Genomic DNA, 15,245 nt, shown 5'->3' on the forward strand with positions numbered 1-15,245 from the left:
CTACCAGCCTTTCGCGTCCGCGGCGCGGGGGGCGGTTGTCATGCCCGGGTCATCGCGTAGTAGGCGCCGCGGCGGGCCAGCAGTTCGGCGTGGTTGCCTTGTTCGACGATCCGGCCGGCCTCGACCACCAGGATCCGGTCGGCGTCGCGGATCGTCGAAAGACGATGCGCGATAATGAAACTCGTCCGATCTCGGCGCAGTTCGCACATCGCGTGCTGGATGTGGGCCTCGGTGCGGGCGTCGACCGAGCTGGTCGCCTCGTCCAGGATCAGCAGCTGCGGGCGGGCGAGGAATGCGCGCGCGATGGTGATGAGTTGTTTTTCGCCGGCGCTGATGTTGGCGCCGTCGCCGCTGACCCGGGTTTGGTAGCCGCGCGGCAACGACCGCACGAACCGGTCGACGTAGGCCGCTTCGGCGGCCGCCACCACCTCGTCGTCGCCCGCCTCGGGGCGCCCGTAGGCGATGTTCTCCGCGATGGTGCCGTCGAAGAGCCAGGTGTCCTGCAGCACCATGCCGATCCGCGACCGCAGCGAACGCCGGTCCAATGTGGTGATGTCCACCCCGTCGATGAGGATCTGGCCGGAGTCGACGTCATAGAACCGCATCAACAGGTTCACCAGCGTGGTCTTGCCGGCCCCGGTCGGTCCGACGATCGCTACCGTGCTACCGGGCTCGGCCACCAGCGACAGGTCGTCAATCACCGGGGCGCCGGGGCGATAGGCGAAGCTGACGTGCGCGAATTCGACGCGCCCGCCAGACCGCGGGGCGCCGTCGGTGGGCGGCGGGGGCCCGGCGGGCTCGGGATCCTGCGATTCTTCGGGTTCGTCGAGCAGGGCGAAGACGCGTTCGGCGCTGGCCACCCCGGACTGCAGGGTGTTGTACATCCCGGCCAGTTGGCTCAGGGGCGAATTGAACTGCCGCACATATTGAATGAAAGCCTGGATGTTGCCCAGGGTGATGTGGCCGGTGGCCACCTGCAGGCCCCCCACCACGGCGACGGCGACGTAGCCGAGGTTGCCGATGAACGTCGTCGCGGGCGCCACCAGCCCGGAGAAGAACTGGGCGCCGAAACTGCTCCGGTAGACGTCGTCGTTGAGGGCGCGGAACTGCTCCCGGGCCGCGGCCTGGTGGCCGAACGTCTTCACCACCGTGAACCCGCTGTAGGTTTCCTCGATGTGGGCGTTGAGGCGCCCGATGCTCGTCCACTGGGTGAGGAACAGGCGCTGCGAACGTTGGGCGATCGCCCGCGTCGCCAGCAGCGACAGCGGCACCGTCAGCACCGTGATCCCCACCAGCAGTGGCGAAATGGACAGCATCATCGCCAGCACCGCCACCACGGTGAGCACCGATGTCAGCAGCTGGCTGACCGTCATCGACAGTGACGATTGGACGTTGTCGATGTCGTTGGTGACCCGGCTGAGCAGCTCGCCGCGCTGGCGTCCGTCGAAGTACGACAACGGCAATCGGTGGATCTTGTCCTCGACATCGGAGCGCAGCGCCACCATGGTGCGCTGCACGGTGAGGTTGAGCAGCCGGGCTTGCGCCCAAATCAACACCGAGGCAACGAGATAGAGGGCCAGCGCCAGCGTCAGGGTCCGCGCGACCGCCCCGAAGTCCACGCCGTGGCCCGGCACCACGTTCATCCCGGACAGCAAGTCGGCGAAGGTGTCCTCGCCTCGGCCGCGCGCGGCGGAGACGGCTTGTGCCTTGCTGATCCCGGCGGGAAGCTGCCGCCCGATGACGCCGTTGAACAGCAGATCGGTGGCATGGCCGAGGATCCGTGGAACGATCACGCCGATCGCGGTGCCCGCGATGCCCAGCGTAATCACCCCGATGCTCAGCCCGCGTTGTGGCGCAAGTTGTTTCACCAACCGGGCGGCCGAACCCCAGAAATCGCGGGACGCCCCGGCCGGCGCCGCGCCGCGGGTCGCGGTGTTGGTCATTGCGCGCCCCCGACTTGCCCTGATGGCAGGGCGCCCACCGCTTGCGAGTCGGCGAATTCCGCGTAGGTGGGGCACTCGGTGAGCAGCGACTCATGCGTGCCGGCGCCCACCAGTCTTCCGCCGTCGACGACGAGCACCTGGTCGGCCTGGGCGGCAGTCGAAACCCGTTGAGTGACAACGATGACGGTGGCTTCGCCCGATAGGTGTTCGAGGGCGGCGCGCACTCGGGCATCGGTGTGCACATCGAGGGCGCCGAAGGAGTCGTCGAACAGATAGATGGTGGGGCGGCGGATGACCGCGCGGGCGATGGCGAGTCGTTGCCGCTGCCCGCCCGAAAAGTTGATGCCGCCCTGGGCCACCCGCATGTGCAGCCCGTCATGGTGTGCGCGCACGAACCCGTCGGCGTCGGCCACCCGCAACGCTTCCCACATGTCCTCGTCGGTGATGTCCTGCCCCGGGGCGGCGCCGTACCGCAGGTTGTCGGCGACCGTCCCGGAAAAGAGGTAGCTGCGCTGGGGGACCAGACCGATCGCCGACCACAGCCGCTCGGTGTGGTAATCGCGGACGTCGATGCCGTCGATCAGGACAGCTCCGCCGGTCACGTCGTAGAGCCGGCAGATCAGGGAGATCAGCGTCGACTTGCCCGAGCCCGTGCCGCCGACGATCGCGGTGGTGGTTCCGGGCCGGGCGCAAAACGAGATACCTTGCAGCACGGGGCGATCGGCGCCCGGGTAGGTGAATGTGGCGCCATCGAGGCGGACCACGCCGGTGATGCCGCCCGGGGGAGATGTTGGGCTCGGTGGGTCGGTGACGGCGGGACGGGTGGAGAGCACCTCGGTGATCCGCTCGGCGCATACCGACGCTCGCGGCAGCACCACCAGCGTCATCGTCGCCATCAACACGGCCATCAGGATCTGGGTGAAGTACGCCAAAAATGCGGTCAACGAGCCGACCTGCATTTGGCCGCGATCGATGCGCAGCCCGCCGAACCAGATCAGCGCGACGCTGGACACGTTGATGGTCAGCGTGGTCACCGGCAGCATCAACGCCTGCCAGTTGCCCGCCGTCAGTGCGGTATTCGACAGCGCGGTGTTGGCCCGCGCGAAGCGGTCACGCTCAAAACCTTCCCGCGCGAACGCCCGGACCACCCGCACTCCGGCCAGCTGGTCCCGCATCACCCTGTTGATGCCGTCGATCAGGCCCTGCATCCTGCGGAACAGGGGCAGCATGTGCGACATCACCCAGTAGTTGGCCACCGCCATGATCGGCACGCTGACCAGCAACAGCCACGTCAGCGCCGCCTCCTGGTGGATGGCCATGACGATTCCGCCGAGGCACATGATCGGGGCCGTCACGAGCACGGTGCCCGTGATCTGGACCAGGTACTGGATTTGCCGCACGTCGTTGGTGCTGCGCGTCAGCAACGTCGGCGCGCCGAACCGGGCGCTCTCACGCTCGGAAAAGGTGACGACGTGTTCGAACATCGCCGCGCGCAGATCGCGACCGAAGCCCATCCCGGTCCGGGAGCCGAAATAGGTCGCCCCGACCGAACACAACACCTGCAACCCGGTGGCCCCGAGCATCACGATGCCGAGCCTGACGATCGTGGCGGTGTCGCCCTTGGCCACACCCTCGTCGATGATGGCGGCGTTGACGGTCGGCAGGTACAGCGACGCGAGGTTGCTGATCAGCTGCAGCACCATCAGCACCGCGACCAGCCGGCGGTACGGCTGGATGTACTGGCGCAGCAGTGCCAGGAGCATGGGGTAACTGTCGCACACCGGCGGCCCGGTCGTCCGCGCCAACCGCCGACGGCCAACGCCCGCACGGCACGGGTTGGCGGCGTTGAAATTCCTGCTCAGGCGCGTCGGTGGTTGACCCGCTGGGCTGCCGCTACAGTGCATCGTGTGGACCAGCAGCGGGCGGAACGGAAGCAGGGTAGCGGTGCGGCGTAATGCGAGGGCGCTGGCTTTTGTCGCGTCAGCATTGACGATCCTGATTCCCGCGGTTGCGGCCTGCTCCGATTCCGGCGGCAACAAACCCGGAGCGACGGCGTCGTCGACGCCGCAGAAGGGGCAAGGCAACCACGGGCCGATGTTCCCGCAATGCGGCGGCATCAGCGACCAGACGGTGGCCGAGCTCACCAGGGTGACCGGGCTGATCAACACCGCCCGCAACTCCGTCGGGTGTCAGTGGCTCGCCGGCGGCGGCATCCTCGGGCCGCACTTCTCCTTCTCCTGGTATCGCGGCAGCCCGATCGGACGCGAACGCAAGACCGAGGAGCTTTCACGTGCCAGCGTCGACGACATCAACATCAACGGCCACGGCGGTTTCATCGCCGTCGGGAACGAGCCGAACCTGGGTGACTCGCTGTGCGAAGTAGGCATCCAGTTCCAGGACGACTTCATCGAGTGGTCGATCAGTTTCAGTCAGAAGCCGTTCCCGCCGCCGTGCGATATCGCGAAAGAGCTGGCTCGGCAGTCGATTGCGAACTCGAAATGACGGCCCCGATGCGCGCCGTGGCGGCCGTCTTCATGGTTGCGCTGCTGGTGTTGACGGGCTGCTCCAGGTCGGTCGGAGGCAACGCGGTCAAGGCGGGCGGCAACGTGCCCCGCAACAACAACTCCCAGCAGCAGTACCCGAACCTGCTCAAGGAATGTGAGGTGTTGACCAGCGACATCCTGGCCAAGACGGTCGGGGCGGACCCGCTCGACATCCAGAGCACGTTCGTCGGCGCGATCTGCCGGTGGCAGGCGGCCAACCCGGGCGGCCTGATCGATATCACCCGGTTCTGGTTCGAGCAGGGCAGCCTGAGTAATGAGCGCAAGGTCGCGGAGTTCTTGAAGTACAAGATCGAGTCGCGGCCGATCGCCGGGATCGACTCGATTGTGATGCGTCCCGACGACGCCAACGGCGCGTGCGGGGTGGCCAGTGACGCGGCCGGTGTGGTCGGCTGGTGGATCAACCCGCAGGCGCCGGGCATCGACGCGTGCGGGCAGGCCATCAAGCTGATGGAGCTGACGCTGGCCACCAACTCCTAGCCATTTCACCCCGCCGAACGTCGATATCGTGTTTCGAGCTCAACAAGTCCACGTTCGGCGCAGCGGAGTGCGCTTAGCGCGGAACCACGAAGTCGACCAGGGACGCACCCCCGAGCTCCAGCTCGTTCCATGCGCACGGCACCGCAAGGACCGCGATCGCCGACGTCGGGAACTTGGCCGAAATGCGTTGGGCCGCAGCGGCGTCGGTGCCGCCGGCACGGCCCAGTCCCAGGGCGAGGGTCGACATCGTCGGCTCGTGTCCGATGACGAGCAGCGTGGAGATGCCGTCGCCCACCGCGTTGATCTCGTCGATGATCGTGCCCGGCGTGCTGGCATAGAGGCGCTCGCAGTATCGCACGGGCGCATCGATGCGGGTGTTCCGCAGCGTCTCGCGGGTCCGCGTCGCCGTGGAGCACAGCACTTCGTCAATGGTGGGCGCGTGGGCGCGCAGCCAGTCTCCGGCGAGCCCGGCCTGCCTGATGCCGCGGGGCGCCAACGGCCGATCGTGGTCGGCGACCCCGGCCGGATACTCGGACTTCGCATGCCGCATCAACAGCAAGGTGCGCTCGGCAGTCACGAACAATCAGATTAGTCAGAGCGGCAGCCCGGCCGGCCATGCCCTGCGCGCCGGTATTTGGCCAGTGCCAAGACCTGCCGATCGAGGTCCCGCGTCTTGTCGGTGCGCAGACCTAAACTCGCGATGCCCCGGTAAACACGCAGTTCGAAAGGGGGTCGCCCGCATGCGATTCCTGCATACCGCCGACTGGCAACTGGGTATGACCCGGCACTTCCTCGCCGGCGACGCCCAGCCACGCTATTCGGCGGCCCGCCGCGACGCGGTTGCCGGTCTGGGTGCGCTCGCCGCGGAAGTAGGCGCCGAGTTCGTCGTCGTGTCGGGCGACGTCTTCGAGCACAACCAGCTTCCGCCGAAGGTGATCGGTCAGTCCCTGGAAGCCATGCGCGCCATCGGAATTCCGGTCTATCTGCTTCCGGGCAACCACGATCCCCTGGACGCCTCATCGGTGTACACCAGCGCGCTGTTCACCGCCGAGCGTCCGGACAACGTCGTGGTGCTCGACCGTGCCGGCGTCCATCAGGTGCGTCCCGGGCTGGAGATCGTCGCCGCGCCGTGGCGGTCGAAGGTGCCGACCACCGACCTCGTGGCCGACGTTCTCGACGGCCTGCCCGCGGCCGCGGGCACCCGAATCCTCGTCGCGCACGGCGGAGTCGACGTCCTGGACCCCGACAAGGACAAGCCCTCGCTGATCCGGCTCGCCACGCTCGGCGACGCGCTGTCCCGCGGCGCGGTGCACTACGTGGCGCTGGGGGATAAGCACTCACTGACCCAGGTCGGCAGCAGCGACCGGGTGTGGTACTCCGGCGCGCCGGAAGTCACCAACTTCGACGATGTGGAATCCAAGCCCGGCCACGTGCTGGTGGTGGAGATCGATGAGGCCGACCCGGGGCGCGCGGTCTCCGTGACCGCGCGGCACGTCGGATGCTGGCGCTTCGTCACGATGCACCGGCAGGTCGACACCAGCCGCGACATCGCCGACCTCGACGTGAACCTGGACCTGATGACCGACAAGGACCGAACCGTGGTGCGCCTGGCGCTCACCGGCTCGCTGACGGTCACCGACCGTGCGGCGCTGGACGCCTGCCTGGACAAATACGCACGGTTGTTCGCCTGGCTGGGCCTGTGGGAACGGCACACCGATCTGGCGGTGATCCCGGCCGACGGCGAATTCAGCGATCTCGGCATCGGGGGATTCGCCGCCGCGGCGGTCGAGGAATTGGTGGCCACGGCCCGCGAGGAGGATTCCGCCGCCGCCGTCGACGCGCAGGCGGCGCTGGCGTTACTGCTGCGCCTCACCGATCGGGGCGCGGCGTGAAGCTGCACCGATTGATCCTGACGAACTACCGCGGCATCTCGCACCGGGAAATCGAATTCCCCGACCACGGCGTCGTGGTGGTGTGCGGCGCCAACGAGATCGGCAAGTCGTCGATGATCGAGGCCCTGGATCTGCTGCTGGAGTCCCGGGATCGCTCGACGAAGAAGGAAGTCAAGCAGGTCAAGCCCACTCACAGCGACGTGGGCTCCGAGGTGTCCGCCGAGATCAGCTGTGGCCCCTACCGTTTCGTCTATCGCAAGCGGTTTCACAAGAAATGCGAAACGGAGCTGACGGTCATCTCGCCGTGCCGCGAACAACTGACCGGCGACGAAGCCCACGAACGGGTCCGGGCGATGCTGGCCGAGACGGTGGACAGCGACCTGTGGCATGCCCAGCGCGTGCTGCAGTCGGCGTCGACGACCGCGGTGGATTTGTCCGGGTGCGACGCGCTGTCGCGCGCGCTCGATGTCGCCGCCGGTGACAGCGGCGGCCTCTGCGGCACCGAGCCGTTGCTGATCGAGCGAATCGACACCGAATATGCACGGTATTTCACGCCGACCGGGCGTCCGACGGGGCAGTGGGCCGCCGCGATTGCCCGGCTGGCCGATGCGGAGGCCGCGGTCGCCGAGTGCGCGGCCGCCGTCGCCGAGGTCGATGACCGCGTGTCTCGTCACGCCGTCTTGACCGAGCAGGTGGCCGACTTCTCCCAGCGGCGCATCGCCGCCGGCCCGCGAGTCGCGGCCGCGCAGGAAGCGGCCGACAAGATCGCGGAGCTCACCGCGCAGCGGCGCGAAGCCCAGTTGATGGCCGCCGCGGCGGAAGCCACCAGCGCGGCGGCGGGCGCCGCCCACGCCGGACGCTTGCAGCTGCTCGCCGAAATCGACACCCGCGCTGGCACTGTCGCCGAAACGGAAGCCCACGCGCACCAAGCCGCGGCCGCGCACTCGGCGGCGCGTGCGGAGGCGGAGGCGTGCGACGCCACGCTCCAGCGGGCCACCCAGGTGCTGGCCGACCTGCAGTGCCGGGTCGACGCCGCACGGCGCGCCGTCGACCGGCTCGCCGACCGCGAGGAGGCCGACCGGTTGAGCGCCCGGCTGGCCAGGGTCGATGCCATCGAGCGGGATCGTGAGCGAATCTGCGCCGAGCTCAGCACGATCGCCGTCACCGAGGAAGTGCTGCGCCGAATCGAGGACGCCGCCGCCGCGGTCGATCGCATCGGCGACCAGTTGGCGTCGACGTCGGCGGCGGTCGAATTCACCGCCTCCGCCGACATTCACCTCGTGGTCGGCGGCGAACGGATCACCTTGGCGGCGGGGCAAAGCTGGTCGACCACCGCCGCCGGGCCCACCGTCGTCGAGTTCCCCGATGTCCTGACCGCCCGGGTCACCCCGGGCGCCACCACGCTGGATATTCACGCGAAACACGCCGCGGCACAACAAGAAATGACCACGGCGCTGGCAGCGGGCGAGGTGGCCGATCTCGCCGCCGCGCGCTCGGCCGACCGGCGACGCCGCGAGCTGCAAAGCACCCGCGATCAGCTCAGCGCCACCCTGGCCGGTTTGTGCGGCGACGAAGTGATCGAGGAGATGCGCTCGCGCCTGGCGCAGCTTCGCGCCGAACACCCGGCCGAACCGGAGCCGGGCGCCACGGACATCGGCGCTGCCCGCGCCGAACTCGACGCGGCCCGACAGGGTCACGCGGCCGCATCGAGCGACTGCGAGGCTCGCCGTCAGGCCGCCACCACCGCCGCCGCGGCACTGGCCGAATTATCAACCCGGACAAGCGTTCTGCAGAACACGTTGGAAGCCCAACGCGCCGAGCTCCAGGCGGCCGCGGCCCGGCTGGACACCGAACGCGCCTCGGTCAGCGACGAGGAACTGGCGGCATCGGCGGACTCGGCGTTGCGGGCCCGGCAGGCCGCCGAACAACGGCTCGGCGAGCTCGACGCCGCCTTGGCCGCCGCGTCCCCCGAAGCGGTAGCCGCCGAATTGGCCGAGGCCACAAAGGAAGCCGAGTCGTTGCAGGAGCGCTACGAAGAAGCCGCCCGCGCGTTGCGCGAGATCACCATCGAACTCTCGGTGTTCGGCAGCGAGGGGCGCCAGGGCAAGCTGGACGCCGCGGAAACGGAACGCGAGCACGCCGCCACGGAGCACAGGCAGATCGGCGGGCGGGCCCGGGCCGCGCAACTGCTGCGCTCGGTCATGACGCGCCACCGCGACACCACCCGGCGACGCTACGTCGAGCCCTATCGCGCGGAGCTGCAGCGGCTCGGCCGTCCCGTGTTCGGCCCCAGCTTCGAGGTCGACATCGACAGCGACCTGTGCATCCGTAGCCGCACGCTCAACGGCATCACGGTGCCCTACGAATCCTTGTCCGGCGGCGCCAAGGAGCAACTCGGCATCCTGGCCCGGCTGGCCGGCGCCGCCCTGGTCGCCAAGGAGGACGCCGTCCCGGTGGTCGTCGACGACGCACTGGGTTTCACCGACCCCGACCGGCTGGCCAAGATGGGGCAGTTGTTCGACAGCGTCGGCACTCACGGCCAGGTGATCGTGCTGACCTGCAGTCCCGACCGGTACGACGGTGTCCGGGGCGCACACCGCATCGACCTCAGCGCCTAACCCGGGCGGCTGACCTCAACCGATACGGCCGGCGTGACGACTCGTCACCGCCGGATGCGCTGCCTGCAGAATGGGACCATGGCGGTCCGACACGAATGACCATGAACGCGAAGCGCAGCCGGGTGCAGCAGAAGCTGGCGGAATTGCCCGGCGTGCGCGCCGTGCGCCGGCCGATCTCGCCCCACAGCGCCGAAGAGTTCGATCTGTACTACCTGCGCACGGGCCGCAAATCCCCCCACCCGCTGGTCATCATCCCCGGCGGGCCGGGGGTCGCGTCGGTGCAGATGTACCGGGGGCTGCGCAGGCGCGCCGCGGCGGCCGGTCTCGACGTCATCATGATCGAACACCGCGGGGTGGGGATGTCGCGCCACGACGATTCGGGTGCCGATCTGCCCCCGCAGGCGATGACGGTGAATCAGGTGGTCGACGACGTGGCGGCGGTGCTCGACGACGCCCACGCGGACGCGGCCGACATCTACGGCGCCTCCTACGGCACCTACATCGCGGCCGGGGTCGGTGTGCGCCATCCCGACCGCGTACACGGGATGGTGCTCGATTCGCCACTGCTGTCGCGGCACGACATCGTCATCGTGCGACGGGCGATCCGCCGACTGCTGCTCAAAGGCGATAGTCCCGAAACCGCCGCATTGGCACCGAAAATGCGCAAACTCGTCGACGCCGGCGTCATGACCCCGGCGGCAACGCATGTCGTCGCGACCATTTACGGCTATGGTGGGGCAGCACTGCTCGAGCGTCAACTCGACCTGTTGCTGGAGCGCCGAAAACTCTTGTGGTGGGCGCTATCCCGGTTCACCACCCTGAGCAACCTGCCGTACCGCTACGAGGAAGACCTGGTGAGCCGCATCGCGTTCCGCGAGCTGGACTACGCGGCCGAACCCGACGGCCTGCCGCTGGATCCCGCGGTGGCCGAACGCGAATCACGCACGCAGCGGGTGTCGTTCGAGGACGAGCCCTATGACCTGCCCGCCGAAATGCCGAATTTCAACTGGCCCACCGCGGTGATTTCCGGCGGCCGTGACCTCATCACCCCGCCCGCGGTGGCCGAACGCGTGGCAGCGCTGCTGCCCAGCGCGGTGCTCGTGAGCCTGCCAAGCATGGCGCACAGCGCGCTGGATTTTCGTGAGCCCGTCGCGCTCGCCGCCGCCGACGCCGTTGGGCGCGGTGACCTGGATGGCCTTGCCGCCCAAGCGTCGTCGCTGGACGCGCTTCCGCCGCGCCCCGAGGTGCGCCTGCTGTGGAAGTTGGTCGGGACGGCGGCCGCCGCCGAAGGGGCGCTGCCGATCCCGTCGCGGCTGCTGCGGCGGCTCAACTCCGCGTGAAACCGATGGCGGTGTAGTCCAGGTCGCCGAGGCCGGCCGCGCCGAAGTTGGCCAGCGTGCTGCGCACCGCGACATCGCCGGGCGATTGGGTGAGCGGGAGGCTGAACCCCTCCGCCCAGATGAGTTTGTCGAGGTCGTTGGCCAGCGCCCGCGCCTTGTCGGGGTCGAGTTCTTCCAGGGTCCGCTCGATGGCGGCGTCGATCTGCGGGCTGCCGATCTTGCCGAAGTTGCTCTCCCCATCGGATTTGTAGATCTGGGTCAGCCCCGAGAGCGGGAAAGCGTCTCCGAGCCAACCGAATTGGGCGAGATCGAAGTCTCCGACGTTGACGTAGTTGGTGAAGAAGCCGCTGCCCGCCCGGGCGACGAGTTCGAGCTTGACGCCGATTTGGGCGAGGCTGTGCTGGGTGATCTGGGCGAACTGTCGGCTGCCCTGGGCGTCGTAGAACAAATCACGAATGACCAGCTGTCGACCGTCCTTCTCCCGGAACTGGCCGACCTGCCGCCAGCCCAGGGCGTCGAGCTCGCGTTTGGCGGCGGCCGGGTCGTAGGGAACCACGGCGGCGTTGTCCTGGTAGCCCTTCTGGCCCGCGACGTAAATGTGATTGCCCAGCGCCACCGGGTCACTGGTGAGGCCATATTGGACCACCTTGGCGATGGTCTGCCGGTCGATGCCCTTGGACACCGCGACCCGCAACGCCTTGTCGGCCAGGATCGACCCCGGCGCGCCGTTGAACGTGATGTGAGACCAGGCCGGGCCCGGGGCGCGCCGGATCGTGATTCCCTTGGCGCGCTGCGCGATGGTCAGTTGATCGATCGTGCCGACCCCGGCGGCGTCGATCGTGTTGTTTTGCAGCGCCGGCAGCCGCGCGGCGTCGTCGAGCACCAAGTAGGTGATGCTGTCCAGGCGGGGCCGCGGACCCCACCATCTCGGGTTGCGACTCAACACAATCCGCTGGGTCGTCCGATCCAACGACGATGCGACGAACGGGCCGCTCGACGGGCCCGGCCCGTCGAGCTGGCCCTTGTTGAACGCCTCCGGGGTGGCGGTCATGCTCTTGGGCAGCAGCATCCCGTTGCCGGCGAACATGCCGCGCCACTCCGCGTACGGCTTGGCGAAGGTCATGACGGCCTGCCGGTCGTCGACCCCGCGGGTTACCGAGGCGACGCGGTCGGCGCCGCTGGGCCCGGCGATCTCGAAATTCTTGTCGGCGCCGCTCAGGGCGTGCACCTGGCTCGCGATGTCCTCCCAGGTGATCGGTGTGCCGTCCGACCACACCGCGTGGGGGTTGATCGTGTAGGTCACCACTTGCGGTGCGGTGCCGGTCAGTTCGATGCTGGTGAAGTAGTTGGTGTCGACCGTCGTCGAGCCGTCCGGCCCGATGATGAAGGCGCGCGGCAAGGTGGCCTTCATCATCGCGGCGACCTCGGCCGAATTGCCGTCGATGTGCAAGATGTTGAAGTTAGGCGGGAACGCGGTGAGCGCGAGCCGCAGGTCGCCACCGTCTTGCAGGGTCGCCGGATCGTGCGGATTGATGTCGCTGGTCGAGCCGATGCGCGCGTTTTGACCCGTCTCCGGAATCACGTTGATCGCCGGTGAGCAGCCCGGCAGCGCCAGCGCCATCGTGAAAAGCGCTGCCGCGAACCGGATGCCGCGGTTAGACACGATTGCCCGGATCCGGTTGCGGCACCGCATTCAGCAGCTGCCGGGTGTATTCGTGTTGCGGGTTGGCGAAGACCTGCCGGCTGTCGCCCTGCTCGACGATCGCTCCGGCATGCATGACGACCACCTCGTGCGCGAGGTGCTTGATCACCGAAAGGTCGTGCGAGACGAACAGATAGGACAATCCGAAGGTTGCCTGCAAATCGAGCAGCAGGTTGATGATCCCGGCCTGGATGGAGACGTCGAGCGCGGAGACGGGCTCGTCGAGTGCGAGAATCTTCGGTTGCAGTGCCAGCGCACGCGCGATGCCGATGCGCTGCTTTTGCCCGCCGGAGAACTCGGCGGGGTAGCGGATCGCGTCGGCGCGGCGCAGCCCCACGATGTCCAGCAACTCGGCGACGCGCGCGTTGGTGTGGCTCTTGTCGAACCCGTTGGCGCGCAGGGGTTCGGCGAGCAGCTCGAACACGGGCAGCCGCGGGTCCAGCGAGGCGACCGGGTCTTGGAACACGACCTGAATGTCGCGCCGCAGCGAACGTCGACCGGCCGGGCTCAGGGTGGTGACGTCGGTGCCCAGCACCTCGATCGATCCCGATTCGGGCCCGGTGAGCTCCAGGATCTCGTGCAACGTGGTCGATTTCCCCGAACCGGACTCGCCGACGATGCCCAGGGTGCGCCCCTGACGCAATTCGAAGCTGACACCGTCGACCGCGCGGACCTCGCCGACACTGCGGCGCAACACGCCCTGCGTCAGTCGGTAGGTCTTGGTCAGGTCACGCACCCGGACGACGACCGACGAATCACCGGATTCCGCCGCATGGGCTTCGGTGCTGACGCCGTAGATGTCCGCGGCGCTGCGGCCCTCGACCTGGTCGGTGCGGATGCAGGCCGCCCGATGATCGGCGCCGACGGACAGCAATTCCGGCTCCTCGAGCCGACATTCGTCGATGGCAAGCGGGCAGCGCGGGGCGAAGGGACAGCCGGGATCCAGGCCGGCCAACGACGGCGGTGCGCCGGGGATCGGCACCAGCCGGGTGCCCTGTGCGGCGTCCAGGCGCGGAACCGAGCCCAACAGCCCGACGGTGTAGGGCATGCGGCGGTCCCGGTAAAGCGTGTGCACGTCGGCGGATTCGACGACCCGTCCCGCGTACATCACCAGCGCCCGGTCGGCGAACTCGGCGACCACACCGAGGTCGTGCGTGATGATCAGCACCCCGGCTCCGGTGACGTCGCGTGCGGTTTTGAGGACCTCGAGGATCTGCGCCTGCACGGTGACATCGAGTGCGGTGGTGGGCTCGTCGCAGATCAACAAGTCGGGGTCGTTGGCGATCGCGATCGCGATGACGACCCGTTGCCGTTCGCCGCCGGAGAGTTCGTGCGGAAACGCGCGGGCGCGTCGCTCCGGCTGGGCGATGCCCACCAATTCGAGCAGCTCCACCGCGCGGCGGCGGGCCGCTCTCCTTCCCACCCGCGGCTGGTGGATCTCGATCGCCTCGGCGATCTGGTCGCCGACGGTGTAGACGGGCGTCAGCGCCGACATCGGATCCTGGAACACCATGCCGACCGTCTTGCCCCGGAACCGCGACATCGCGCCGTCGTCCAGGCCCAGCAGCTCGGTGCCGTGCAACCGGACCGAGCCGCTCACCCGCGCATAGTCGGGCAACAGGCCCACCACCGCCATCGCGGAAACGGACTTGCCCGAACCTGATTCGCCGACCATGGCGACGACTTCTCCCGGTCCGACGCGGTAGCTGACGCCGCGCACCGCGGTCACCGGGTCGCCGCCGGTTGCGAAGGTCACGGCCAGGTCGGTCACCTCGAGCAGGGTGCTCATCGGTCGCCCCCTCGGCCCGCTGTGCTGCCGGGGTCGAGCGCGTCCCGCAGGCCGTCGCCGGTGAGGTTGGCGCACACCAAGATCAGCACCAGCACCCCGGCGGGGAACAGGAACACCCACGGGAACGTGGTCGCCGACTGGGTGCCATTGGCGATCAAGGTGCCCAGCGACACATCCGGCGGCTGAATGCCGAAACCCAGGAAGCTCAGGCCGGTTTCGGCCAGGATGGCCGACGCGACGTTGAGCGCCGCGTCGATGATCAGGATGGAAGCCACGTTGGGCACCACATGCCCGACGATGATGCGGCGACTCGATACGCCCATATACCTTGCGGCGCGGATGAATTCGCGCTCACGCAAACTCATGGTCATCCCGCGCACCATGCGGGAACTGACCATCCAGCCGAACCCGGCCAGCAGCAGAACCAGCATCAAGATATTGGCCGAATCCTTGGTTCGCGGCGTCACGATGGCGATCAGGATGAAGCTGGGCACCACCAACAGCAGGTCGACCACCCACATCAGCACGCGGTCGCGCCAACCGCCGAAATAGCCTGACACCGACCCGACGGTGGCGGCGATGCCGGTGGAGATCACCGCGACACAGACACCGATCAGCATCGACTTCTGCATTCCCCGCAGGATCTGCGCCAACAGGTCTTGGCCCAGCGCGTTGGTGCCCAGCCAGTGGCGTGCGCTGGGCGGCTGCAGCAGCGCGGTGAAATCGAGGTCCTCGTAGGAATAGGGCAGCACCGCGGGCAGCGTGTAACAGCCGACGAACAGCAGCACCAACAACGTCAGCGACGCCACCGCGAACCGGTTGCGCGCAAACCGGCGCAACACCAGCGTGCGGCGCGAGGTGAAGCCCGCCACCTCGTGACCCGAAAACCCATGGGCGCCATCGATATCCGCCGCGGAGGT

Annotated in this window: 11 protein-coding genes; 5 read left to right on the forward strand and 6 right to left on the reverse strand. The window is 68.3% G+C overall.

The window, feature by feature from the left end; genetic code table 11:
- Positions 1-38: 38 nt before the first annotated feature.
- On the reverse strand, positions 39-1,943 hold the full coding sequence (locus JF781_RS01700; protein ID WP_225326747.1) for an ABC transporter ATP-binding protein: 1,905 nt from the start codon (positions 1,941-1,943) through the stop codon (positions 39-41).
- Positions 1,940-3,706: an ABC transporter ATP-binding protein gene (locus JF781_RS01705; RefSeq protein WP_225326746.1), complete on the reverse strand. Its 1,767-nt coding sequence runs from the start codon at positions 3,704-3,706 to the stop codon at positions 1,940-1,942. Before JF781_RS01705 ends, JF781_RS01700 begins: the two co-directional genes overlap by 4 nt.
- A gap of 181 nt (positions 3,707-3,887) precedes the next feature.
- Between JF781_RS01705 and JF781_RS01710 the strand changes: the two genes are divergently transcribed.
- Together JF781_RS01710 and JF781_RS01715 are read left to right on the forward strand one after the other, a co-directional pair.
- Positions 3,888-4,445 (forward strand): DUF3558 domain-containing protein, encoded by a 558-nt coding sequence (locus JF781_RS01710; RefSeq protein WP_225326745.1) that lies wholly within the window; start codon positions 3,888-3,890, stop codon positions 4,443-4,445.
- An 8-nt stretch (positions 4,446-4,453) separates the two neighbouring features.
- A complete protein-coding gene (locus JF781_RS01715) occupies positions 4,454-4,984 on the forward strand; it encodes a DUF3558 domain-containing protein (protein WP_225326744.1) in 531 nt (176 codons plus the stop codon).
- A gap of 73 nt (positions 4,985-5,057) precedes the next feature.
- Here JF781_RS01715 and JF781_RS01720 read toward each other — a convergent pair whose 3' ends face one another.
- Positions 5,058-5,561 carry a histidine phosphatase family protein gene (locus JF781_RS01720; RefSeq protein ID WP_225326743.1) on the reverse strand — a complete coding sequence of 168 codons (504 nt, stop codon included), beginning with the start codon at positions 5,559-5,561 and terminating at the stop codon, positions 5,058-5,060.
- A 163-nt stretch (positions 5,562-5,724) separates the two neighbouring features.
- On the opposite strand from JF781_RS01720, the gene JF781_RS01725 reads away from it, so the two are divergent.
- The 3 genes from JF781_RS01725 to JF781_RS01735 all read left to right on the forward strand — a co-directional run bounded on the left by JF781_RS01725 (position 5,725) and on the right by JF781_RS01735 (position 10,834).
- Positions 5,725-6,876: an exonuclease SbcCD subunit D gene (locus JF781_RS01725; RefSeq protein WP_225326742.1), complete on the forward strand. Its 1,152-nt coding sequence runs from the start codon at positions 5,725-5,727 to the stop codon at positions 6,874-6,876.
- A complete protein-coding gene (locus tag JF781_RS01730) occupies positions 6,873-9,494 on the forward strand; it encodes an AAA family ATPase (protein ID WP_225326741.1) in 2,622 nt (873 codons plus the stop codon). Before JF781_RS01725 ends, JF781_RS01730 begins: the two co-directional genes overlap by 4 nt.
- Positions 9,495-9,589: 95 nt before the next feature.
- The gene (locus JF781_RS01735) at positions 9,590-10,834 is read left to right on the forward strand and encodes an alpha/beta fold hydrolase (protein ID WP_225326740.1); all 1,245 of its coding nucleotides are present in this window, start codon (positions 9,590-9,592) and stop codon (positions 10,832-10,834) included.
- On the opposite strand, the gene JF781_RS01740 is transcribed toward JF781_RS01735, so the two are convergent.
- From JF781_RS01740 to JF781_RS01750, 3 genes are read right to left on the reverse strand one after another with little or no spacing between them, the layout of a single operon-like run.
- A complete protein-coding gene (locus JF781_RS01740; protein WP_225326739.1) occupies positions 10,821-12,527 on the reverse strand; it encodes an ABC transporter family substrate-binding protein in 1,707 nt (568 codons plus the stop codon). The genes JF781_RS01735 and JF781_RS01740 overlap by 14 nt on opposite strands.
- On the reverse strand, positions 12,490-14,325 hold the full coding sequence (locus tag JF781_RS01745; protein ID WP_225326738.1) for an ABC transporter ATP-binding protein: 1,836 nt from the start codon (positions 14,323-14,325) through the stop codon (positions 12,490-12,492). Before JF781_RS01745 ends, JF781_RS01740 begins: the two co-directional genes overlap by 38 nt.
- Positions 14,322-15,197 (reverse strand): ABC transporter permease, encoded by an 876-nt coding sequence (locus JF781_RS01750; RefSeq protein ID WP_225326760.1) that lies wholly within the window; start codon positions 15,195-15,197, stop codon positions 14,322-14,324. The genes JF781_RS01745 and JF781_RS01750 overlap by 4 nt, the downstream gene beginning before the upstream one ends.
- Positions 15,198-15,245: the final 48 nt, after the last annotated feature.

Origin of the sequence: Mycobacterium sp. WUMAC-067 (genome assembly GCF_020217485.1) — a bacterium.
GTDB lineage: Bacteria > Actinomycetota > Actinomycetes > Mycobacteriales > Mycobacteriaceae > Mycobacterium.

Bases quoted from the DNA above. Each gene is read 5' to 3' on its own strand.
- JF781_RS01725 (WP_225326742.1), top strand. From the start codon at position 5,725: ATGCGATTCCTGCATACCGCCGACTGGCAACTGGGTATGACCCGGCAC.
- JF781_RS01740 (WP_225326739.1), bottom strand. From the start codon at position 12,527: ATGCGGTGCCGCAACCGGATCCGGGCAATCGTGTCTAACCGCGGCATC.
- JF781_RS01715 (WP_225326744.1), top strand. From the start codon at position 4,454: ATGCGCGCCGTGGCGGCCGTCTTCATGGTTGCGCTGCTGGTGTTGACG.
- JF781_RS01735 (WP_225326740.1), top strand. From the start codon at position 9,590: ATGACCATGAACGCGAAGCGCAGCCGGGTGCAGCAGAAGCTGGCGGAA.
- JF781_RS01705 (WP_225326746.1), bottom strand. From the start codon at position 3,706: ATGCTCCTGGCACTGCTGCGCCAGTACATCCAGCCGTACCGCCGGCTG.
- JF781_RS01700 (WP_225326747.1), bottom strand. From the start codon at position 1,943: ATGACCAACACCGCGACCCGCGGCGCGGCGCCGGCCGGGGCGTCCCGC.
- JF781_RS01745 (WP_225326738.1), bottom strand. From the start codon at position 14,325: ATGAGCACCCTGCTCGAGGTGACCGACCTGGCCGTGACCTTCGCAACC.